General features: G+C 37.5%; 24 protein-coding genes. 5 read left to right on the top strand and 19 right to left on the bottom strand.

Features of this window, described 5'->3' with window-relative positions; translation table 11 throughout:
* Positions 1 to 4: 4 nt before the first annotated feature.
* Positions 5 to 1,399, bottom strand: coding sequence for a tetratricopeptide repeat protein (locus H1D32_RS02670; RefSeq protein WP_261176616.1), 1,395 nt, complete (start codon positions 1,397 to 1,399; stop codon positions 5 to 7).
* 556 nt (positions 1,400 to 1,955) lie between these two features.
* A complete protein-coding gene (locus H1D32_RS02665) occupies positions 1,956 to 3,224 on the bottom strand; it encodes a TolB family protein (RefSeq protein WP_261176615.1) in 1,269 nt (422 codons plus the stop codon).
* A 150-nt stretch (positions 3,225 to 3,374) separates the two neighbouring features.
* Between H1D32_RS02665 and H1D32_RS02660 the strand changes: the two genes are divergently transcribed.
* From H1D32_RS02660 to H1D32_RS02655, 3 genes are all read left to right on the top strand, one after another.
* Positions 3,375 to 3,692, top strand: coding sequence for a hypothetical protein (locus tag H1D32_RS02660; RefSeq protein WP_261176614.1), 318 nt, complete (start codon positions 3,375 to 3,377; stop codon positions 3,690 to 3,692).
* A complete protein-coding gene (locus tag H1D32_RS25245) occupies positions 3,623 to 3,868 on the top strand; it encodes a hypothetical protein (protein ID WP_396126140.1) in 246 nt (81 codons plus the stop codon). The genes H1D32_RS02660 and H1D32_RS25245 overlap by 70 nt, the downstream gene beginning before the upstream one ends.
* A gap of 220 nt (positions 3,869 to 4,088) precedes the next feature.
* Positions 4,089 to 4,511: an RDD family protein gene (locus H1D32_RS02655; protein ID WP_261176613.1), complete on the top strand. Its 423-nt coding sequence runs from the start codon at positions 4,089 to 4,091 to the stop codon at positions 4,509 to 4,511.
* A gap of 199 nt (positions 4,512 to 4,710) precedes the next feature.
* On the opposite strand, the gene H1D32_RS02650 is transcribed toward H1D32_RS02655, so the two are convergent.
* The 6 genes from H1D32_RS02650 to H1D32_RS02625 form a co-directional block, all read right to left on the bottom strand.
* Complete coding sequence (locus H1D32_RS02650; RefSeq protein ID WP_261176612.1) at positions 4,711 to 6,042, bottom strand: MFS transporter; 1,332 nt, start codon at positions 6,040 to 6,042, stop codon at positions 4,711 to 4,713.
* Between the two features lie 219 nt (positions 6,043 to 6,261).
* Positions 6,262 to 6,459 (bottom strand): hypothetical protein, encoded by a 198-nt coding sequence (locus H1D32_RS02645; protein WP_261176611.1) that lies wholly within the window; start codon positions 6,457 to 6,459, stop codon positions 6,262 to 6,264.
* Between the two features lie 88 nt (positions 6,460 to 6,547).
* Positions 6,548 to 7,435: an ABC transporter ATP-binding protein gene (locus H1D32_RS02640; protein ID WP_261176609.1), complete on the bottom strand. Its 888-nt coding sequence runs from the start codon at positions 7,433 to 7,435 to the stop codon at positions 6,548 to 6,550.
* 11 nt (positions 7,436 to 7,446) lie between these two features.
* The gene (locus H1D32_RS02635; protein ID WP_261176608.1) at positions 7,447 to 7,833 is read right to left on the bottom strand and encodes a GntR family transcriptional regulator; all 387 of its coding nucleotides are present in this window, start codon (positions 7,831 to 7,833) and stop codon (positions 7,447 to 7,449) included.
* Between the two features lie 15 nt (positions 7,834 to 7,848).
* Positions 7,849 to 8,589, bottom strand: a complete 741-nt coding sequence (locus H1D32_RS02630) for a hypothetical protein (protein ID WP_261176607.1) — start codon at positions 8,587 to 8,589, stop codon at positions 7,849 to 7,851.
* Between the two features lie 26 nt (positions 8,590 to 8,615).
* Positions 8,616 to 9,113 (bottom strand): small multi-drug export protein, encoded by a 498-nt coding sequence (locus H1D32_RS02625; protein ID WP_261176606.1) that lies wholly within the window; start codon positions 9,111 to 9,113, stop codon positions 8,616 to 8,618.
* A 207-nt stretch (positions 9,114 to 9,320) separates the two neighbouring features.
* On the opposite strand from H1D32_RS02625, the gene hpaB reads away from it, so the two are divergent.
* Positions 9,321 to 10,772 (top strand): 4-hydroxyphenylacetate 3-monooxygenase, oxygenase component, encoded by a 1,452-nt coding sequence (hpaB, locus tag H1D32_RS02620; RefSeq protein ID WP_261176605.1) that lies wholly within the window; start codon positions 9,321 to 9,323, stop codon positions 10,770 to 10,772.
* A 92-nt stretch (positions 10,773 to 10,864) separates the two neighbouring features.
* Here the strand turns inward: hpaB and H1D32_RS02615 are convergent, their stop codons facing one another.
* From H1D32_RS02615 to H1D32_RS02605, 3 genes are all read right to left on the bottom strand, one after another.
* Entirely contained in the window at positions 10,865 to 11,563 is a 699-nt protein-coding gene (locus tag H1D32_RS02615) for a hypothetical protein (protein WP_261176604.1), read from the bottom strand.
* A 421-nt stretch (positions 11,564 to 11,984) separates the two neighbouring features.
* Positions 11,985 to 12,500, bottom strand: a complete 516-nt coding sequence (locus tag H1D32_RS02610) for a zinc ribbon domain-containing protein (RefSeq protein WP_261176603.1) — start codon at positions 12,498 to 12,500, stop codon at positions 11,985 to 11,987.
* Between the two features lie 156 nt (positions 12,501 to 12,656).
* The gene (locus tag H1D32_RS02605; protein ID WP_261176602.1) at positions 12,657 to 12,986 is read right to left on the bottom strand and encodes a hypothetical protein; all 330 of its coding nucleotides are present in this window, start codon (positions 12,984 to 12,986) and stop codon (positions 12,657 to 12,659) included.
* A 601-nt stretch (positions 12,987 to 13,587) separates the two neighbouring features.
* On the opposite strand from H1D32_RS02605, the gene H1D32_RS02600 reads away from it, so the two are divergent.
* On the top strand, positions 13,588 to 14,022 hold the full coding sequence (locus H1D32_RS02600; protein ID WP_261176600.1) for a YndM family protein: 435 nt from the start codon (positions 13,588 to 13,590) through the stop codon (positions 14,020 to 14,022).
* A 214-nt stretch (positions 14,023 to 14,236) separates the two neighbouring features.
* Here H1D32_RS02600 and H1D32_RS02595 read toward each other — a convergent pair whose 3' ends face one another.
* From H1D32_RS02595 to H1D32_RS02560, 8 genes are all read right to left on the bottom strand, one after another.
* Entirely contained in the window at positions 14,237 to 14,740 is a 504-nt protein-coding gene (locus tag H1D32_RS02595; protein WP_261176599.1) for a hypothetical protein, read from the bottom strand.
* Positions 14,741 to 15,593: 853 nt separating this feature from the next.
* Positions 15,594 to 16,112 (bottom strand): HAAS signaling domain-containing protein, encoded by a 519-nt coding sequence (locus H1D32_RS25240; protein ID WP_396126128.1) that lies wholly within the window; start codon positions 16,110 to 16,112, stop codon positions 15,594 to 15,596.
* Positions 16,099 to 16,461 carry a PadR family transcriptional regulator gene (locus H1D32_RS02585; RefSeq protein ID WP_261176597.1) on the bottom strand — a complete coding sequence of 121 codons (363 nt, stop codon included), beginning with the start codon at positions 16,459 to 16,461 and terminating at the stop codon, positions 16,099 to 16,101. The genes H1D32_RS25240 and H1D32_RS02585 overlap by 14 nt, the downstream gene beginning before the upstream one ends.
* A gap of 187 nt (positions 16,462 to 16,648) precedes the next feature.
* A complete protein-coding gene (locus H1D32_RS02580; RefSeq protein WP_261176596.1) occupies positions 16,649 to 16,783 on the bottom strand; it encodes a DUF6407 family protein in 135 nt (44 codons plus the stop codon).
* The gene (locus H1D32_RS02575; protein WP_261176595.1) at positions 16,776 to 16,928 is read right to left on the bottom strand and encodes a DUF6407 family protein; all 153 of its coding nucleotides are present in this window, start codon (positions 16,926 to 16,928) and stop codon (positions 16,776 to 16,778) included. The genes H1D32_RS02580 and H1D32_RS02575 overlap by 8 nt, the downstream gene beginning before the upstream one ends.
* Before the next feature lie 218 nt (positions 16,929 to 17,146).
* Entirely contained in the window at positions 17,147 to 18,580 is a 1,434-nt protein-coding gene (locus H1D32_RS02570) for a sensor histidine kinase (protein ID WP_261176594.1), read from the bottom strand.
* Positions 18,580 to 19,272 carry a response regulator transcription factor gene (locus H1D32_RS02565; protein WP_261176593.1) on the bottom strand — a complete coding sequence of 231 codons (693 nt, stop codon included), beginning with the start codon at positions 19,270 to 19,272 and terminating at the stop codon, positions 18,580 to 18,582. The genes H1D32_RS02570 and H1D32_RS02565 overlap by 1 nt, the downstream gene beginning before the upstream one ends.
* Positions 19,273 to 19,833: 561 nt before the next feature.
* The gene (locus tag H1D32_RS02560) at positions 19,834 to 20,421 is read right to left on the bottom strand and encodes a hypothetical protein (protein WP_261176592.1); all 588 of its coding nucleotides are present in this window, start codon (positions 20,419 to 20,421) and stop codon (positions 19,834 to 19,836) included.
* Positions 20,422 to 20,542 lie beyond the last annotated feature (121 nt).

Below are 20,542 nucleotides of genomic sequence, written 5' to 3'. Positions count from 1 at the left end.
ACTATTACGCCCGTTTTTGAATGTTGATACAGAGCTGGCGGTAGCCTTCTGATTGATGCTCCATTCCCATTTCCCGATAGAGCTTTGCTAACCATTGTAATGGTTTTGGGTCAGTCGGATTTAACTCCATTTCCCAGCTGAAGCATTCAACCGCTTTTTCATGCTGTTTTAATTGATAATATAATTCCCCAAGTGAATACATGTCCTCGAGGTTGTCATTTAGACGTTGCATTGTATCAATTTTTCTTATGATCTGTAGATTTTTATGATCTTCTTTAAACGAATTGAGCCAATCTTTGATATAGGATAGTTCCTGTGTTTTAAGTAATGCGATGACGTATTTCGTAAGTAACTGCTCAGCTTTTTGCGGAAAGTGTTTCAGTACTGCTTTCAACAACGTCGTTAGCAATTCTGGATGTATAACTTCGGCATCAACATCTATCTGTTCAAGTATGTCGCCTAGAGTCCGTGCTTGAGTGCTAGTTAGCTTAAAGTGATGAGTTTTCATCATCTTTAAAACAGCCTCAACGTTATGCGTTTGTACATAGTAATTAAATAAATCTTGTTGCAATGGGAGAAACGTAGGTAGTTGGCAGGAAAGCTGTTCAAGGATCAATTCAATTTCTTGTTTATTAAAATGATGTTCAAGCAAATTGATTAGTGGCTGATAATAAGCAGTAGAAGGAGTGTTTGCTAATTTAGTTAGATATAAAGCAATCAAATCGAGCCAGCGGAACTCTTTTTTAAGGTGAGCGGCAAGCTGAAGAAAACATTGCTCGTTTTCTATCTGGGCATAAAGTGTCTTTTCAACAAAGATATGATCTTTTGCAATAATCTCTTTGGAGTTTTGGTTATAAAGAGTAGTATATTTACTAAAATTCACATCGCTAGCAAGCTGTTTCACCAAACTATTTTTCGGAGCAAAATCCATTAAAATGCGAACAATTTGGTAGCCCAAAAACATCTGCCCGTTGCGGCGATATTCATAAAAGGTCGAAGTCATTTCAGTAAACAAATGCTTTTTTGGAAAGAACGATTCAAAGAAGGTTAGGATGAATACCTTTTCTTGTGGGGTGTAAGTAGCAGTAAGTTTTTTTACTAATTGTTGGAGACTGAGGATATGGAAAGAGTCATTAGTCGAAAGTATTTGGCTGATAAACGGATGTGGCGCTTGAAAGACCATACCTTTTTTAAAAGCATGCTCAATGTAAGACTTGCGTCTGAGTCTGTTTGGCTTAGCAGCGGTAAGAAACTTGCATTTATAGAAAAACAAATAATAAACCTCATTTTTTTCATTATAAGCTTCAATTATCTCGCCTTGTCGATACAGTGCGACTCTCTCTGCTTGCAGGCGGATCGGTGTTTGATGATCATGTAGCAAAAATTGATTTTGGCTCATATCATAACCTCCTATCATTACCCTTAGTATACCATATTTTAGTATAAAAATCCTCGCAGTGTCGTAACGGTTCTTCTTTGGATAAATTAAAACTTTTAAAATAAAAGGGAAATTCACTTCGAATAGCGAAATAATAATGATAAGGAGGGGAATAGCTTGATAAATTACATTAAAGATCAGCTATTATTCTTTTTCTGTTACCTCATACTTAAGATAACTATTGTTTCAGTCCTCATATACTTATACAAAAATAGAAAAAGAAAAAAATGAAGCGTGGGGAAGCGCGGGGACGGTTCTGCTGCTTCATTAATGTGTATGTAGCCTCGAGGAAGCGGCAGGACCGTCCCCTGAATTCCACTAAAAGCCAAAAAGGTAAAATTAATCAAACGTTTGATTAATTCTTCCAATGCAACCTCTATTACATATTAACAAATGCAAACAATATAAATAAGATGCAATAGAGGCTGTCCCAAAACAAAGTGTCAGACAATTTTAGGACAGCCTCTTTCCATTCTAAGACCTGGATTGAGATCGCCTCGATTAATCTAAGGAAGCACTAGAACCGTCCCCATGCTTCGAAAACTCCACCCCAATCCCACTTTTCATAATAGCCACTTCCAACATCGAGATTTTGGATCCACTTTTTAGAGTTCGATCCATCTGGGTTTGCTATCCAAACATCAGCAGCACGACGATCGGTCCTAATCCAGATCAGCTGACCGTCACTATATTGCGGGTAAAAGTCGCCTTGCTTTTGTAAAGGAAAGGTTACCTTTGTTTGCTCATTTGTCAGCAGATTAATTTTATATAAGGCTGGTAATGGTCTCTGATTAACTTCTACCCACTCGCTTTCTAATGCCCTTGAAGTAATCATGAGATGTTCAGTAAGCCAGGTAAAATCTCGATCAACAAAGCCTTTTGGAGTGTAAACCTTAGATGATTGTTCAAGTACGTTCAAAACCTTTACTTTCTTATTTCTAGTTGCCTCCCGAACACCACCACCAATATAGCCAAGGAGCGATTTACTTGGTGCCCATTGAAGCCACTCTTCATAATTTAACATTTCATCCATTTTCATAAATGTTTTTCCATCAGCAGAAAGAATACTGAGCGTATTTGAGTCCGCCGACGCTGATGCAGTTGGGGTTAACAAAAAAGCAAGCCACTGCTGATCATCTGACCATTGAAAAGAACTTGTCGTGATGAAGTACTCTTCTTTTGAGACTGGGATTGTATAGAGTGGTTGCGTGATTTTCTCATTTAGTGACCCATCAAAAAATACTTTTGATAGCAGGATATCAGCATCTAGCTGGGATCCTGTTTTTGTTGAAGTTAAAACTCCTTCTCCACTAGGCAACCATGAAAAGTTGTTTATACCAGAGCCGATGGGATAAATCAGATTAAATGACGGTTCATCACTTTTATATAAGAAATGCCTAGATTGAAAGGCAATGGCATTTTTATTAGGAGACCATTGGAAATTTCGGTTTATAGTTTCAGAAAGTCTTATATGTTTTTCTAGAGAGAGGTTGTAAAGCCAAAGTTCACCTTCATAAAATGGAAAGTCACTTTTTTCCCCTTTTAAATAGGCAATCCAACTTCCATCATAAGACCACTTCGGATATCTGATATAATCTCCATTCGTAATTTGTTTCTCATCCTCACCGATTTTCACCCATAAATCATCGTTTCTTACAAATGCTGCTTTTAAAGGTTGTTCTTTTGAAGCTACTGCTATTGAAGGAACTATAGCAAGTAAAATTAGCAGAAAACAGAGTATTTTTTTCATTTGACTGTCATCATTCCCTTCGAAAATCCTTCCCATAATATTTCCTACTTTTGTCAGGAAAACATAAAAGCTATTACTAATATTCCCTGAAATTTTTTTCTCTAATTGCTAAAACGAAATTCATACCTGTGCCGTCAAATGAATGTAGAAACAACAAATTAAAAATAAACTATTTGAGGTGTACACATGAAAAAAGGAATCGTATCTTTTTTAGTTATTAGTTTTCTAGCTTTATTGGTTGCTTGTGGAGCTACAGAGGAAGTACAAAACGCTCCGATTAATAACAGCGAAACCAAAAATACAGAAAGCAATGAACAAGGTTCAAATAATACAGGCGTAATCACAGAAGATTTATCGGCTACACTTACAGAAACAACTTCTGATAAAGATAAAAAACATTTGTTTATGAAGTTAGAAATAATACAAAGGAAAATATCGAAGTTCCCTTCAGTGAGAACGGTGGATTTAGTTATATCGTTCGAGATGAGGAAGGTAATGAAGTAAGTGAGAAAGCTGCCACTCAAGAGATTGAAACTAATCAAGTAATCTCTGCCGGGGAATCTATTTCAGCTACTATTATTCTATACGGTTATGAGAAAGGAACCTATGAACTAGAGGTTTGGTTAGATTCAGATCTAGAGAATACGTATAATCAAACAATCGTTTTTACTGTAGACTAGGAAATGGAAGCGAAAGGCACAGAGATAAACTCTGTGCCTTAGCTTTTGGAAGCGTGGGGACGGTTCTCCTGCTTCCCCGCACTTCCTAAATGAAAAGTTAGTTCTCACATTTTACCAATTTTATGATAAAATAGTCTGTAAACTTATGAGATTTCATAGAAGATCTAGCAACCTACTAGAACCACTCTGAAATATGAAAATAAACCTATGAGGTGGTATTATGCACAGTAACCAGACCCCAGCTCACGAAAATCCTGCTGGATTTGGGGAAAGATTTTTTGCCCAGATATTAGATTTCCTTATCATTTTTCTTCCAATTGGCATTCTAAGTTATACTATTTCCGGAGAACTTACTCTCCCCTTTGATATCTTAATGTTTTTGTATGGTATCATCCTTCCAGTCGTTTGGAAGGGCTACACTGTCGGAAAAAAAATTATGGGGATCAGGATCGTAAAGATGAACGGTGACCAAGTTGGAATTGGTACGATGCTACTACGAAATCTCGTCTCAGGACTTATTTATACATTAACATTTGGGATTGGATCTATTGTTAGTTTTTTCATGGTGATATTTAGAGAAGATAAGCGTGCCATCCACGATCTTATTGCTGGCACCATTGTTACATTTCATACTCCAGACTAAAGAAGCGTGGGGCGGTTCTCCTGCTTCCCCGCTCTTCGGCCAAGAAGCCGATACTAGTGAAAAAATCACTAACTAATTTTAATTTTAATTCAAACTCCTTTTGTTTTTCTCTATTAAAAAGTTCGATCCTATTCCTTAATTTAATTAATCACCAAAAGCGCAAGAGATTTCTCCCTAGCGCCCCATGGTTCCAACTATTTCAGGAAGCACTAGAACCGTCCCCATGCTTCCTCTCCACTAAGGCATCAGGAATTTCTTTTTCCATATTTCGTACTTTAGGCTGTAGGTAGATGGCAGCAGTGACAACCATAAATAATAAACCAATAATTATAAACAATAATCCGATTCCCCGTCCTTCTCCCACTCCAATCATTTGTCCAATACTTCCTGCTAGGACTCCATTCGACTCCATCATTGGATTAAATACCTGATCTACTAACGGACCAGCGATAATGATCGCGAGTGGATATAAGGAAACTCCAAGCATTCTCCTTATGGTAAACACTCGACCTTGAATCGTCGGCTCTACTTTACTTTGCCATAGCGCTTGACTGCACGAATTTACAATCGGTATAAAGAAAAGGAACAAGAAAAAACAAGCGGTAATGAAAACAATCGATGTCGTGAAACCAGCTAGAGCAATTAAAAGACCTGCGAACCCACAGCTGAGAAAGATCCCGTTTATTCTATTTTTTGGCCCACCCCAGGCACTAATCAAAATTCCACCTAGCAACATTCCAAATCCTGTCACAGATAAAACCATACCAAGAGTCTGTTCAGAAGACAACGAGATGATCAATGGTTGAAGCAACACATTTACGAAGCCAAGTAACAAATTGATAATGGCAAAGAAGATTAATAGCCATTTAAATGCAGGTTGCCTCATGAGATAATTCCAGCCCTCTCTTGCATCAGCGAAAAACTGTTTCGTGTTTAGTTTCGTTGTTTGCTTGACTGGTAGCTCTGGTATTTTTGCAAAAATTAAGGTTGTAAGGGCAACCGTGAAAGCTAGTAAATCAACAAAAATGACTGCTTGTAACCCATTTGAATGAAGGAGAAAACCTGCAACAGTTGGGGCAATAATAATCGAGGCAGACTCCCCTACTTGGATCATTCCATTGGCGCGTCCCAACTGCTTATTCGGGACTAAGAGCGAAATAACAGACTGATAAGCAGGCATAAGGAACGTATTAAAGGCCGAGGCGAACGCCGTAGTTACATAGATATGCCAAATTTCTAAACTGTTCGTCAGCACTAATAAAAGGATGATCAATGTCGAAAAGGCTGCAACACAGTTACTTAGGATCATTAATTTTTTTCTTGAAAATCGATCAATAATCACTCCAGCAAAAGGAGAAACAATAACCGTTGGCAGAACTAAAGAAAGAATGATCATCGAAAACTGCGTAACCGAGCCAGTTTCCGTTAACACCCAAAATCCTAAAGCAAACGAAGTTAAACTCGTACCAATAACCGAAACGAATTGCCCCACCCAAATCAATACAAACATTTTAAAACTTTTATTATACATATCTATTACCTTCCTTCGTTATATTCCCATCCTATACGTTCATTATAAAATCAGACTCCCTCCACCAAAACCAGCCATAGATTGATTTTCTCCTCAGCCTACAGGCGGAGGAAGAGGTAATTTATGGGCAATTAGATAAAACCAAATATTTAGCTGAATGGTAGGTAACAAAAAAACGCATGATCATTGATCCATGCGTTTTATCTTGCTTATCTAAACTTAAAACCTTAGTTCGTCGCCTGTAATGACATATAAGAAAAATAAACCGAAAACAAGCGTTAAGGCAATTCGGAGACCTTTTGGATAATGGCCAAACTTCCATAATGCATATATCCCAACAGGTGGCATTAATAACAAACCTGCCCAAGCAAACCAAAGCTCTTGATAAAATTTATTTTGACGATGATTTTGTTTCATGGCTTCCTCCGATTTTTCCTGTACTCATTTATTACATGGTTCCATAGTAAGACATTTCTCCTAAAAAATCTACAAAACATGTCAAAAACTATTCAGTTGATGATTTATTCGTTTCTATAAGATGTTCGATGACTTCTTCTAATGATAAGCGCTGCGTATGGGTGATTGAAATCAACTCGTTTTTTAGCGCTACTTCTAATGTTGTACGATCATTGGTGACGATTTGCAACGGAGGTCCGTCGATATCTAAGACATTCGGATGGCTTCTAATTGGATCAGTTACCTCTGATACCCACACCCTTGACCAGCGTTCATAGATCTCATCCTTATTTAGAGAATGGATGATTTTTCCTTCGTGCAAAATGGTAATGTAATCACAAAGCTGCTTGATCTCATCTACTGAATGCGTGGCTAAGATTAGGCTTTTGTCTCCGTCCTCCATAAAATTAAGTAAGTCTTCCTTTATTTTTCGCTGCGAACCAATATCGACACCAGCCGTCGGTTCGTCGAGCAGTAACAACTCTGGACTGTGACACAAAGAAAAAATAAATTCTACTTTCTTCTTCGTTCCTTTTGAGCACTTTCCATATTTGGCTGTTTCATCAATGTTATACCTTTGAAGAAAGTGAACATATTGTTTCTGATTCCAACTTGGATACCAATAAGAGATTAGAGTAGCAAGTTCTTTAATGGTGACATGAGCGAAAGGTTCTAAAAGGTCACCGACATAACCTACCTTCTGTTTAATTTCCGTCTCATTTTCAACTATATCTTTACCAAACAATTGAATCGTTCCGCCATCATGCTGAATGATATTTAATAGCAATCGAAAAAACGTACTTTTACCAGAACCATTTGGACCGACTAAGGCGATTGCAGTCCCTTTTTCTATCTGAAAATCAAGTGGACCAAGCGTAAACTTTTTATATTGTTTTGTTAAACTCTTTATTGTTGCCATTGAGGTGTTCATGTTCATGCTCATCCTCCTTATTGCTTTCGTTGTGTGAAAATTTCATCAAAAATTATGCGGATTTCCTCTTCGGTACAGCCGATTCGCTCCGCTTGTTCGATCGCCTTTATCAACGAGTCATACGCTACCTTGTGCTTTGTTTCTGTTTTCCTTATGGTCTCAATCTCCTTCACAAACGTACCTTTACCCTGAACTGTTTTGATTAAACCATTGCTTTCAAGGTTTTGGTAAGCCCTTCTTGTCGTGATCACACTACAGGCTAAATCAATAGAAAGGGCACGGATGGAAGGAAGCGGAGTCCCTGGTGGCAATTGACCACTGACTATGAGCGACTTCACTTGCGTTTCTATTTGATGATAAATCGGTTCTCTACTATCTTCAGAGACACGGATTGGTAACCTCATAGTTCCTTCCCCCCATCACATAAAGTCTTTCTTCTGAAGTCGCATCGCCAACAATCGGTTCCAAGTCCAACAGCCAACTACTCCAACGATTAACGAAATGGTCACGAGATTCCACCTGTAGTCTTTCACGAACAGAAAACTCATTTCAACAATGCTGTACTCGAAGATGCTACGATAAATGACCATCGTAATGAAAATTACTACCAGTAATATAAATGGAGTTAGATGCAAAATTTTCCCGTTTGTCCCATACTCAATGAATGGATTGATTCCTCCTAAGGCTAATGTATAGCCAAACCAGAAGAGAATAAAGATGAGTAGCTCACTACGCGTGATCAATTCGTAAAAATGAGTAGGTAAAGCGAAAACTATGGTAGTATAAAAAACTGTCGACATGACCAACAAAGTCAATAACATCATCAACGTCCGACTTAACGCTAATGTTTTTAATGGAATTGGTAATGAACGAAGTAAGGCCATTCGTTTGTTAAAAGGGTCTTCGGTAACTGTCCTAAAGCTCAAATATGGACCAGACATAAAAATTGCTGCTAATGATGGTGTGATCGCGACAAACATAATATCGAGCAGAAGATCGTTGTAAAGAATTGCTTCCGTTCCAAAAAGCGATCTAGCTAATTGATCAAGAAGCAAGGTTGTGAAGCCCGCAAATAAAACGGTTGCGATCATTGTGAAAAAAAATGCTATCCAATTGTTTTTTAATTCCCTTTTCGCTAACCAAAAAGCTTGCTTGAGCATTGTTTACTTCTCCTCCCCTTCAATAACTATCTATTCATAAAATCCTCTAGAAAACTATGATCTCTGTCTCCAAAAAGGTCAATTCCAAAATGAGCTAGGATTGAAAATAGTAGACTCCAGATCGTGATACTAGTGATCATCCAATACACCGTTCGTTTTTTCGTTCCACCTAAGGTGACACTCATAAAAGCCGTTAAATGGCTTCCGACAAATAGTGGTCCAATCATTGCTAGCCCGGGTAAACCGTACTTTTTCCATAGCTTTTGTGCTCTAAGCGACCGTTTACTCGGCTGATTCTCTTCCGTTTCATTTTTACGTTTTTTGCGCCAGTCCTTTATTTTATTTATAAAAATAATTAAAAGTATTACCGTCAGTATGTTTCCTGCCAAACCGATAACTAACGCTGGTATGACTGATAATCCCGCAATGATCCCAAGTGGTATAGTCGCGTAAGCTTCAAAAAATGGAATTGCCGATAATAAAAATACAAGAGCATAGGCCCATAATAATTCGAAAAAGCTCATTTAGTATCCCTCCAGATGTTATAGTGTGTATATCAATATATACACTATAACACTAAGCTAATTATTTGAAAAGAGCCTTTCAAATAGAGGCTGCTTTCCTTAGTTTAGGCTTAGCCCGCTCTATAAATGTGGAACAAGTTAACTTAGTCCCTAATAAAATGAAACATCTAGAAAAATACAGCTATTTATCCGCATGGGAGTGGTAACATGGGAGCAATTAACGGAGAGGATTTTCTCAACCGCTTAGACCGATTGAATAATAAGATTTGGTTAGACGGGGAAAAAGTTGAGGGAAAAATCTCTGAACACCCCACATTTAAGGGCCTACTTCAAACAAAAGCATCTCTTTACGATTTGCAATGCAAACCGGAATTAAAATCCGAGATGACGTTCTCATCACCAAAAACAAACGAACCGATTGGCCTGTCCTACCTCCAACCGAAGACGAAGGACGATTTAGTAAGAAGGAGAAAAATGATTGATCGATGGGCGAAACATACGAATGGCATGCTAGGAAGAAGCCCTGACTATCTTAATACTGTTCTAATGAGCTTTGCCTCCTCACAAAAAATGTTGAAAGATAAAGACAATTGTTTTCCTGAAAATATCCAAGCACTTTATGAAGAAGCTAGGGAAAAAGACCTTTCGTTTACTCATACATTTATTACGCCTCAAGTAAATCGTTCCCAGGTCTATTTTGAATATTCTAAAGAGCCTATTTCCGCAAAAGTTATTGAACGAACGAAAGATGGACTGGTCATTAAGGGGGCACGTCTCCTCGCTACTCAAGGCGGTTTAACGGATGAAGTACTAGTATTCAGTGCTCCTAGTATGTTCTTTGACAAAGATGAAGCTTTCGCATTTGCTATTCCATCGAATACAAAAGGTGTTAAATTTATATGCAGGGAAAGCTTTGTCGGAGGAGAGTCTCATTTTAATCATCCACTTAGTTCACGCTATGAAGAAATGGATTCGTTGATCGTCTTTGACAATGTCTTAGTTCCATGGAATCGGGTATTCTTTTATGACAATGTCGAAGCAGCTCGTGATTTTTTAATCCAAAGCTCCTTTCATCATTTCGCAACTCACCAAGTGTTGACAAGGCAAATTGCCAAAACGGAATTTTTCTTAGGTGTAGCGGAGTTACTGATCGAAACGATTAACGTTGGTGAATACCAGCATATCCAAGAAAAACTATCAGAGATTATAATCGGGCTTGAAACGAAGAAAGCGCTGTTGGAGAAATCGGAGAATGATGCAAAAGTCGATGAATGGGGCTATATGCGCCCGAGTCTTATTCCACTTCAGGTTGCTAGTAACATTTCCCCCAAAATTTACCCTCGCTTCAGCGAAATTATTCAGTTAATTGGAGCTAGTGGCATGGTAACCCTACCTACCGAAAAAGCTTTTTCATCGGTTATTCAAACAGACCTGACCCATTACCTTCAAGGAGCAAATAAATCAGCAGCAGATCGAGTCAAACTATTTCGCTTGGCCTGGGACCTGACCATGAGTTCGTTTGGAACGAGACAAACCCACTATGAACGTTACTTTTTTGGCGACCCGATCCGTATTTCAAGCTTATTATCTAAAACCTATCCAAAAGACGATTATGTCAAACTAATTCAAAAGTTCTTACGGTTAGAGAGTGAAGTGTAGAATGCTTTAGTAGTGCTTCGAAGTATGGCTTTTTGTTACTCATAGGAGAAAAGCATTGCTGTTGTAGGTGCAGCAATGCTTTCTTATGTTCTTCAATGGTATTCACTAAATTCAATTGATTTTGCTTGGTACATTTTATCTCGAAATTCATATTTGATGACTACCTCACCAATAAAGCCTGTAGGAGAAATTTGCGCTGCAATTTTAGCTTTCAACTGGTTATCGGTTACTTCAAATTTCGTGATATTACCAAAGGAAACATCATGAAATAAGTGTTCAGGTTGAATGTTTAAACGCTGAAGTTCAATTGAATAAGGCTTGTCACCAACTTTTATCGTCGCAATTTCAGGGGTTAAAGTTGTCCTCACATTTTTTAATATAATTGCCATTGGATTGTCAATAAGCACCTCAACTGGTACTTCAACAAGAGCCTCTCCTAATTCTTTTGTTTCGATGTGAAAAATATAAGCCTCTTGTTCTAACACCCCTGTGCCATGCCCTCTGGTCAAGATAATTGTTAACTCCTTCATGCCGTCCTGGTTAATATCTTCATACATCATCTCTGGAGCCCAGGTAGGATTTCCTTCGTTTACCCAAAATGATCTTGAGAGTATTCCACCTTTGAACTCAATTTTAAAGTCCTGGAAGTACCCATTCACTTCCTTAGCATATAACGTGATATCCTCATTATTTACCCTTGCAACAATTTTGTGCCCTTCAATTGTTGCATCCGTTCTAGTCGGGACTACAAACAAAAGAATGGCGATTGCTACAATCATATATTTCTTCATAAGAAACACCTCAATTTAGTGTTCCAAATTATTCGCTAACTGATGTACTAGAAAAAAATTTAATAGCAGGGGTGATAGCATTAACAGGAGAGAGAGCAAAAGAAGAGAATTCGATGTGTTCTTGGTTAGTTTCTTTCTAGCAAACTGTACTTTATTCCGATAAAAAACAAAACAGAGAATATAAATCCCTACATTTATTAGCCACAAGAAACTATCTACATTAAAGCCAGCTAATAGATAGATTTGGGCTATATAAAATACTAGTAGACTACCAAAAAATATGAAAGCGAATAATATAAACAAACTTCGTAGCAAATTCACCGCTTTCCCCATTTTTTTCCCTCCTAATGACCAATTCGTTTTTGCCTTGTTACTAGTATAAAAGCGTATCTATTAATTGAAAATATGCACCGTTCCATGTTTATTTTTCTAGTGTGTTCCCACAGCTGTTACAATACTTGGCCTCTTGTGAATTGACTTGTTCACACTGACCACAAACTTGCGCCAACTTTTCGCCGCATTCACTGCAAAATTTAGCATGACTAGCATTTGGGTGTTGACAGCTATGGCAGGTTAACTCTTGTTTTGAGCCAACGCCCTGCTGAATAGCATTCGTAATGTCTTTTACTCCTGAAGTCGTTTCCTTTGCCAAGTAATTGAAGGTATCTTTTGCTACAGGTGCATATTCTCTACTTTGATATTTGGCAACGGTCCCACCATACCCAAGTCCCGAAACAACAAAACCACTAAAGATGAATGGAATGGCTACAAAAAATAACCAGAAAAACTTTGGTTCTTCAAAACCTTGAATTGTAAAAAAGTCGACTAAGGCCACAAGCATACACGCACCTCCTATGAGAAGAAGGACAGGACCTAGTAATCTGAAAAATGATCGTGCTTTTACGTGTTGCTCAGGAATAAAGTTTTTTTGTCCCATTTTTGACATCCTTTCAAATTTTTTAGTAATGAATACATTTAGTCCTCACTTCTCTGAAAAGTCCCTTTATTTTTTGTTGAAAATTAGCTGAAGGATCAATTATCCTGCTAGTAACTTTTACTTTATTACTTTTAACAACCTTGAGAAAGCAGCTTTTCAATAATATTTTTCCGTATGTCTTTCATACATAAAATAAGAATATAATCTGTATCCAATTGGTAGGATTGCAAGAAATGAATAGATTTTAGCATCAGCAAAAAGGAACCAAAGAATCGCCATGATGATAGAAATGATAAAGATAAAATTACCAGAAAAGCCGTTGAGCGGTTGATTATCTAAGAACAGTGTTTTGGCTCCCTTCAAATCCTTCGAGTAGCAATTGTCATGATACGGAACAACTGAAAAGAGGAATACTGCTGTTACTAAATCTTCTCTATCCGTAATTTCTCGCGAACACTTGTCACAGTAAACGATCTGCTTTGACATCCGAAAACCTCCATTTTTTAAAGACGTTTCGCCTTTACTTTTTTATTTGTTATTAGTATTTTATTTGCTAGATTCAATATTTAACTCTTAAGGGAAATAATAAATACTACCCAAAATTAAAATAAGAATTATTGCTTTAATCCAAATTACCTTGTTACTAAGCCCGACTTTCCTTTCCAAATGGTATATATAATGAACCGTTATCACAAAACCTACTAATGTCAAAACATAGCCCGATGTACTCTCTACTGTTTTAAGAAACTCAAAAATACCCATAGATCAGAATGATACCTACTGAACCAAAAGTTATATGTAGATAAAGACTTCCACTATTATCATGTTTCATATTTTCTTCTCCTTTGAAGGTATGGTTTTTCATCAATTTGCACAAACTAATAAGAAAAGCGCAAGCGCCCATTTTAGCCCCGACAAGCAAATGTTCTTCGAGAAAAAAGTGTGCTCTTTCACTTTTATTCTAGGAAAAAGGAAGTTCACTTTTTCTCTCGAAGGTTAATTGACCTCGAGGGGCTGGGTGATGGAGCTAGACATCAAGTACTAAAACATTTATAGTTTCTAATCTTTTAAAAAAGGAGATTCACACATGAAGCATTTAAATATCCTATTAATTAAGTTTGTTACTTCAGTTATTGTATTCTGGATTAGCTTAGGCTTATTCTTCGAAGCAAGCCTTGCGGTAATTATTTCATTTAGTTTACTAGTTACCATTGTTTCATATTTTATTGGCGACCAAATTCTTCTTCCACGAATCGGAAAAATGAACTCAGTTGTCGCTGACTTTTTCTTAACCTACATAATCGTCTGGGTATTTGGCGCGATTTTCTTACATAGCTACCTACAAATTGCTTGGGGAAGTATTATTTCGGCAACCCTTATTGCAGGTTCAGAAGTGTTTGTTCATTCCTATATCTTAAAAAATGTAAAACCTCTCGTCCGAGAAAAACAGCGAACCTTCAACCAAAGTTTCGCATTTGAATTCGCTGAAGAAAAAGATCCGGACCCAACAAAAGAAAAGTAGAGAGATTTAATAAGAAAGGACTTCGTAAAGTCCTTTTTTGTTTTCCGTCAACCTTGTTATCAATCAAGGAAGATACTTACTTATACTTGCGAACTCTTTAGGACCGTTTATGCGTATGCTATATCTACGTCATTTTTTTTTTGAAGTTTCAAATTTTTATCGTTTCTCGAATGAAATCTCAATATTCCACACGCTAGCAATTAGGCGACCAAATTTACTTCCCGCCAATTTCATGTATAGTTGAAACTTCTATCTTCATTCTTGTATTAACCATATCATCGATATCTAAGGAGAAATCTGCAATCGCTTCAAATTCATATGTTCCTGTTTCTAGTGCTTTAAGTGACTTATCCATGAGTTGTACATTGTGTGGCTCATTCCGCTTTAAACTCGTTGTAATAAGTGGTAGGTCCATCGCTCCCATGTACTCAAAGTCACCATCTATCTGATAGATATTAAAGAAAAAAATACTTCCACCATGATAAATATCTGTTTCTGCATCTTCTCCTAGGTAAGTGATAGTCGCATAAACAATAGGGTCATTTTCACGATCGTCCACATTGATGGATACCTCGAAATCATCCACCAGCTTAGTTGCTACAGATCCTTTTGGTTCTTCACCGCTATTATTTTCCGTATTACTACCCGTCCCACAACCGACTACTCCAAAAAAAATTACGCTTAGTACCATTAAGTGAACCATTAACTTTTTCAACATTATACCTCCGTTTTTTCTCAAGGATCTTTTCTAAACGCTCTTTTCTTAAATATTGTTGCTATAAGCTTTTAGGTCGTAACCAAGCGAATGCTTGGTTCTTCACGCTTTGCGTGAAGCTTTTAAGAATAAATAAGCCATTGTGACAAATAAATTTGACCCAAATAGCTTATTTATTCAAAAGACGACCCAAAAGCAACAAAGTTTACGAAAAATGCCTTTCTAAAACATTGATGCTTTTAAAATATCTAGTAATGAAAGATTGCTTACGAATAAAACACGAATTCCTCATTAACATATTAACATATATATCCAGTCCAATTATTAACAATGCATATCAAAAAAATCACATGGGTATTTACCATGTGATTTTTTGGTTACCGTTTATAGGACTTATAAAAAGCAGTAATTGTATCAGCTATCAAAATTATCGTAAAAAGAATATAGATCGATAAAGTTGTACGTTGCCAAATTTGATCGATGGTCAGATATGCTTCCCCTTGAACTCCAGTTAGACGACTCATTTCAGCCATAAAGTTCGGATTCCAAATCGCATCATTTTTAAAAACAATGAAGACTAATCCTATTGTGATGGCATTGAGTATAAGAGTCGAGAAGGCTAATTTATTTGTCCACTGGCCAGAGATTAGTTTCAAGCATTCCTTGAGAAGACCAATTCCAAAAAATAGGTAAATAAGTGGAAGTATGCTTACAAAAGCCTCACGGTTAAAAATCGGAATAATTGTCACAAATTCATTGTTCAATACAATCGGAATCCCAATTAGGTGGCTGGAAATGGAGACAAACCCTAGCGCGATAACCGTAAAAACGATACCCGCTATAACTTCCCCGCGCTTTATTTGCTTTTGCTGTTCAGGAACTGGCGGAAGCTCAGAAGGCTTCCAGTCATCAAGTTCATTCGATAGATCTTTTGGAATAACTCCCTTATATTCTGCAATGGCAAATCCGGCTGTGACCCAGGCAAAAGCCATCGCACTAGCATTAATGAGCGAGGTAACAAACTGAATATATGCGTTGGAACAGTGGTTGGTTCAAAGATGACTTCAATCACTAACACAACACTCATCGCTACTGCTATAGCAAACAGGACAATCTTTAAAATTGTGTAATAAGGAGTAAATAAATCCGGTCCTATTAAATATCTTTTTGTACCACGGTATTTATCTGCAAAGGAAACAGGATCACCGAGTTCAAGTAGAACCTCTTCAATATCACCTTTTGCAGGGTCACCCCCACCGACTCGCTCCTCTAGCATATCTTCAATTAAGCCCCTTAGCTCTTTAGCGATATCCGCTCGCTGCGCTTCTGGAAGTCGTTCGGTTACAGCATAAATATAGCGATTAATCAACTCCATTACGTACCCCTCCCTCATCATTTAATAAGCCGTCTAAACTCTTAACAATTGCTCTCCACTCGATGCATATGCGTTGGTACACCTCTTTACCTATTGGACTAAGCAAATAGTATTTGCGCGGTCTAGCTTCATTTGTATCCCATTCACTTTCCAATAACCCTTGCTTCTCTAGTCGTCTTAACAGTGGATACAACGTCCCTGCTTCAACCTGAATGCCCTTATCAGCAAGCATTGTAACAAGTGAATAGCCATACTGAGGCTTGGTAAGCAAACTCAGCACACCAATTGAAATTGTTCCACGCCGTAATTCCTGTAGCATTTTTTCAACTATTTCATTAACATCGCTCATGGTATCAACTCCTATTCTCATTATACTGTGTGTTATACACTATTGTAAAGAATACATTAATGGACAATTGGTACGGTAAAACAGTCCGTATTCAGAGCGATAGTTCAAAGTCGAGTTTCTAGCTTGAATAAAAGCAAAGAACCTGAGGGCACAATGCGCTCAGGTTTTTTTGAGTAACTCTATCAATCTAATAATTACGAACTACATAGCCGTCATAGACGGAATCAATACTTGCCTCTTCTTCGTTACCTATCGCGAACTCAGTGATTTTTGCAAGCAGCTTCTCTTCTACGCCTGATGCTAAGTATAAGACCTCAAACACCTCGACTCCCCTCTACTTTTGCAACGGTTCTGAATTGAAGATCTTCAATTGCTAATCTAATTAGCTTCTTGATACTTTTTCTATTTTTCGCATCGAAATCATGAATTTTATTGATAGTTTCTAATACAAATTGTTTTAATGTCATAATACACAACTCCCTTTGATAAGTGTAAGATATTTAGGATCAAATAGAAGTTTCTGTTCTCTAGTCTTGAATAAGGCTGTTCTCGCATCGATTTTTGTTTTACGACTAGTTCGTCTATACCTGTAACATCTATGCTAAGACATACAGGAATTATACGAACCAAGCAGCAACCCTAGTTGACGAAAAGAGCCTTGTAGAATAATTATTAGAATATATTTCTATTTAAGTTTTTCTTCTGATGGCATCCAGATTTTAAATGTAGTGCCCTGGCCAATTTGGCTTTGGACGGTGATTTTCCCGTCGTGTAATTCAACTAATTTTTTTACAATCGCCAGCCCTAGACCGGTTCCTTTATTTTGTTTAGAACGGCCACGATCGACTTTATAGAAGCGTTCCCAGATGAATTCTTGATCTACTTCTGAAATACCAATTCCTGTATCAGTAATTACCAGTAGTAAGAACGGGCCATCTTTTTCTGCTGTTATTGATATTTCACCTGTTTCAGTAAACTTGACTGCGTTCTTCAAAATATTATTAATAATTTGTTCAAATCGTACAGGATCAGTATACGCATTTGGTAGTGATTCCCCTAAGGTTAGAGTTAACGCAACACCTTTTTCAGCAGCCTCTCTTTCAAACTTAAACTTTTGTTTTTCAAGAATCGATTTCGTATCAACATGATACTTTGATAGGGTAATTTCATTATTTTCTAGCTTAATTAAATCTAATAGATCATCGACGAGACGGTTCATATGAATCGTTTCATCGTACATCACATCATAATACCTTTTCCTGCCTTCGTCCTCTATAAGACCATCCTGAAGGGCCTCTAAAAACCCCTGCATGGTTGTTAAAGGGGTTCGTAATTCATGTGAGATATTCGCCAAAAAATCACTTCGGATATTATCAAGTCGGTGGCGTTCGACCTCAATTTTTTCTAGCTTTTCAGCCATCATATTAATCGTATTGGCGAGATCCCCAATTTCATCTTCAGATTTAATCTCGATCCGTTCTCGAAAATCTCCCATTGCCATCCTAGAGGTGGCACGATCAATTTTTTGCAAGGGACGGGAAATTGTCCAGGAATGGTACGAAACCATAGCTGTCGAAAATAAAATCCCAAACAAGGTTGCCCACAGGATAGTCTCCCTGATTTTCCCGACAATATCGTTTAAGCCTCGTAGCGGTGAATGCAGAACAATTCCACCATAAACATTATCCTGCTTGCCCCAGGGAACCACAACAGACAACATCGGCTCCGATAATCCCTCGAATTTTAGGCGACTGACAACATTCTCGCCTTGAAGTGTTTTTTCAACGATTGATACTGCCACAGATTTTCCAATCGACACCTCATCCTGTGTCGAGGTGGCAATGATCTCACCCTTTTCGTTAAAAATCCAAATTTGTGAGCCAAACGTCTGATTTAAGAACTCTAAGATTTCTTGCTTTTCTTCATTAATCCATCTCGTATCTTGAATATTTGAATTTACAGTCCTGCTTTGACGGAGTAGCTCCTCCTGCTTGGCACTATAAATATAATTATTACCAAAGTAGAACATCAGGATTCCGACAATCCCAATCCCCAGAACAATCGTAAACATATAGCTTAGGATGAGACGGCGGAAGATACTTTTTTTCATGCCTAGCATTAGGCTTCAACCTCAAATTTATAGCCGACTCCCCAGACGGTTTGTAGGCATTCTTTTTGTAAAAGTTGGAGCTTTTGTCGTAGCTTCTTTATATGAACATCGACAGTTCGGATATCTCCAATAAAGTCATAGCCCCACACTTGCTCAAGGAGCTGTTCTCTTGTAAATACATTGCCTGTAGATTTGGCCAGATGAACTAATAGATCAAATTCCTTCGGCCGAAGCGTCACTTTTTCACCATTAACAAGTACTTCACGACGATCAATATTAATAATAAGATCCTCAAATTTGAGAGCCTGATTCTCACTGTTAGGTTGTTCTTTAGGTTGCATTCGGCGAAAAATAGCTTTGATCCGAGCAACTAATTCCCTCGGACTAAACGGTTTGCTAACATAATCATCCGCACCTAGCTCTAAGCCTAGGACACGGTCAAACTCTTCTGTCTTAGCTGTTAACATAATAATCGGGATATCGAATTTCTTTCGAAGTTCACGACAGACCTCAAACCCATCCATTTGGGGCATCATCACATCTAAAAGAATAATATCGGGTAATTCCTTTTCAACTAAATCAAGTGCGACCAGCCCGTTATCGGCCTCCACTAAGTCGATTTGTTGCTGCTTAAAGTAAATTCGGATAATCTCACGAACATTGGAATCATCATCAATTACTAAGGCCTTATACCGTTGCATGATTTTCACTCCTCCCAACAATTTCGCAAAAAAATAATACCTATTATATCTTTACGGTGGGAACTTCATTTTTAGGGGGGACAAAAAAGTTTCTACTATAATCATTGTTTTTTTAGTAAAAGGCTCTTTTCGTAAACATTGCTCTTGCGGTTACTCGTCACACAAAAAAACTTGTTGCTTTTTTACTCTAAAATAATCGGAAAAATACCTTAGATGAAGATATCACCAATAAAAAGTAAGAAAAGAGCAATACTTACTAAATTAGTGGTGAATTCTTAGTATTTTGTGTAAAAATCCGGCTTTTGGGATTTTTACGAAAGCAACAAACTTTGTGAAAACAGCCTAGTAAAAAAAAACAAAAAAAAGAACCCTTAATCTGGGTTCTACATGCAAATGGGCTGTTGTAAATCAGGAAGGAAATCTATATAAAACGGGAGAGGATCTTTATCTCTACTGTTTCCTCTTACCGTGTTGAATTTTCTTGTTTGACACTTAGAGTGAGCTCAGCCTCAAGATTACTTAAAGGACGATATTCTGTTGTCTTTTCAAGGATTGGTAAGGTTACGTCCTTCGTATTTTCAACCGTCTCTTGTAGTACTCGCTCTGTTTGGTGGTTCCAGTTTGTATGTTTGCCGAAGCTTCATTTTGGAGCTTGATACTTCCGCTTGTTTGTTTAGTTTGCGCTTTGTTTTCTTTCTCTACTTTTTCAGTAGTCGTTTCTGACTTTTGTTCACTATATGTCGTATCCGCATCAGCTGTTACTTTCTTTTCTGCTTCGATTTCTGTTGTTACTACTTTATTAACAAGCAGTGTAAATAAACCTATGAAACTATGGAATTTGGCCATAAGCCAAGGCTGTTCGCTGATTTTTACGTCTGCAGAAACTGCCGTCTCAGTACCAGTAGAGATTGCCTGCGTTGCTTTTAGTCCTCCCGAATGTGTATCAGGTGAACCATGTTTCATTGAGGATTCAAGCGATTGAGTTACATCTGTTTTTCCAAGAGGCAAACCATTGGCAGAAGCTGAATATCCACCAGCTACTAAGCTTCCAACTATTAGTGTCGTTGACAATAAGGCTGGTAACATTTTTTTTACGATTGGTGTTCTCGTGTTTTTTTCTGTTCCATGCTTTGGATTTATGTTCATCATTTTTTCCTCCTCATTTTTTGCTCTAAGTATGCTGGCTCTATGCTGCTTAGGTTTAACTATAGAAGAAAATTATGATCAAACTATGACCGTAATAAGAACATTTTTAAAGGAACTATTAACA

The organism is Anaerobacillus sp. CMMVII, from assembly GCF_025377685.1.
Taxonomy (GTDB): domain Bacteria; phylum Bacillota; class Bacilli; order Bacillales; family Anaerobacillaceae; genus Anaerobacillus.
The sequence above is the reverse complement of the archived record's forward strand: the minus strand, read 5'-3'. Positions and strand labels throughout refer to the sequence as shown.

Bases quoted from the DNA above. Each gene is read 5' to 3' on its own strand.
- H1D32_RS02670 (WP_261176616.1), bottom strand. From the start codon at position 1,399: ATGAGCCAAAATCAATTTTTGCTACATGATCATCAAACACCGATCCGC.
- H1D32_RS02665 (WP_261176615.1), bottom strand. From the start codon at position 3,224: ATGGGAAGGATTTTCGAAGGGAATGATGACAGTCAAATGAAAAAAATA.
- H1D32_RS02660 (WP_261176614.1), top strand. From the start codon at position 3,375: ATGAAAAAAGGAATCGTATCTTTTTTAGTTATTAGTTTTCTAGCTTTA.
- H1D32_RS02655 (WP_261176613.1), top strand. From the start codon at position 4,089: ATGCACAGTAACCAGACCCCAGCTCACGAAAATCCTGCTGGATTTGGG.
- H1D32_RS02650 (WP_261176612.1), bottom strand. From the start codon at position 6,042: ATGTATAATAAAAGTTTTAAAATGTTTGTATTGATTTGGGTGGGGCAA.
- H1D32_RS02645 (WP_261176611.1), bottom strand. From the start codon at position 6,459: ATGAAACAAAATCATCGTCAAAATAAATTTTATCAAGAGCTTTGGTTT.
- H1D32_RS02640 (WP_261176609.1), bottom strand. From the start codon at position 7,435: ATGAACATGAACACCTCAATGGCAACAATAAAGAGTTTAACAAAACAA.
- H1D32_RS02635 (WP_261176608.1), bottom strand. From the start codon at position 7,833: ATGAGGTTACCAATCCGTGTCTCTGAAGATAGTAGAGAACCGATTTAT.
- H1D32_RS02630 (WP_261176607.1), bottom strand. From the start codon at position 8,589: ATGCTCAAGCAAGCTTTTTGGTTAGCGAAAAGGGAATTAAAAAACAAT.
- H1D32_RS02625 (WP_261176606.1), bottom strand. From the start codon at position 9,113: ATGAGCTTTTTCGAATTATTATGGGCCTATGCTCTTGTATTTTTATTA.
- hpaB (WP_261176605.1), top strand. From the start codon at position 9,321: ATGGGAGCAATTAACGGAGAGGATTTTCTCAACCGCTTAGACCGATTG.
- H1D32_RS02615 (WP_261176604.1), bottom strand. From the start codon at position 11,563: ATGAAGAAATATATGATTGTAGCAATCGCCATTCTTTTGTTTGTAGTC.
- H1D32_RS02610 (WP_261176603.1), bottom strand. From the start codon at position 12,500: ATGGGACAAAAAAACTTTATTCCTGAGCAACACGTAAAAGCACGATCA.
- H1D32_RS02605 (WP_261176602.1), bottom strand. From the start codon at position 12,986: ATGTCAAAGCAGATCGTTTACTGTGACAAGTGTTCGCGAGAAATTACG.
- H1D32_RS02600 (WP_261176600.1), top strand. From the start codon at position 13,588: ATGAAGCATTTAAATATCCTATTAATTAAGTTTGTTACTTCAGTTATT.
- H1D32_RS02595 (WP_261176599.1), bottom strand. From the start codon at position 14,740: ATGTTGAAAAAGTTAATGGTTCACTTAATGGTACTAAGCGTAATTTTT.
- H1D32_RS25240 (WP_396126128.1), bottom strand. From the start codon at position 16,112: ATGGAGTTGATTAATCGCTATATTTATGCTGTAACCGAACGACTTCCA.
- H1D32_RS02585 (WP_261176597.1), bottom strand. From the start codon at position 16,461: ATGAGCGATGTTAATGAAATAGTTGAAAAAATGCTACAGGAATTACGG.
- H1D32_RS02575 (WP_261176595.1), bottom strand. From the start codon at position 16,928: ATGACATTAAAACAATTTGTATTAGAAACTATCAATAAAATTCATGAT.
- H1D32_RS02570 (WP_261176594.1), bottom strand. From the start codon at position 18,580: ATGCTAGGCATGAAAAAAAGTATCTTCCGCCGTCTCATCCTAAGCTAT.
- H1D32_RS02565 (WP_261176593.1), bottom strand. From the start codon at position 19,272: ATGCAACGGTATAAGGCCTTAGTAATTGATGATGATTCCAATGTTCGT.
- H1D32_RS02560 (WP_261176592.1), bottom strand. From the start codon at position 20,421: ATGATGAACATAAATCCAAAGCATGGAACAGAAAAAAACACGAGAACA.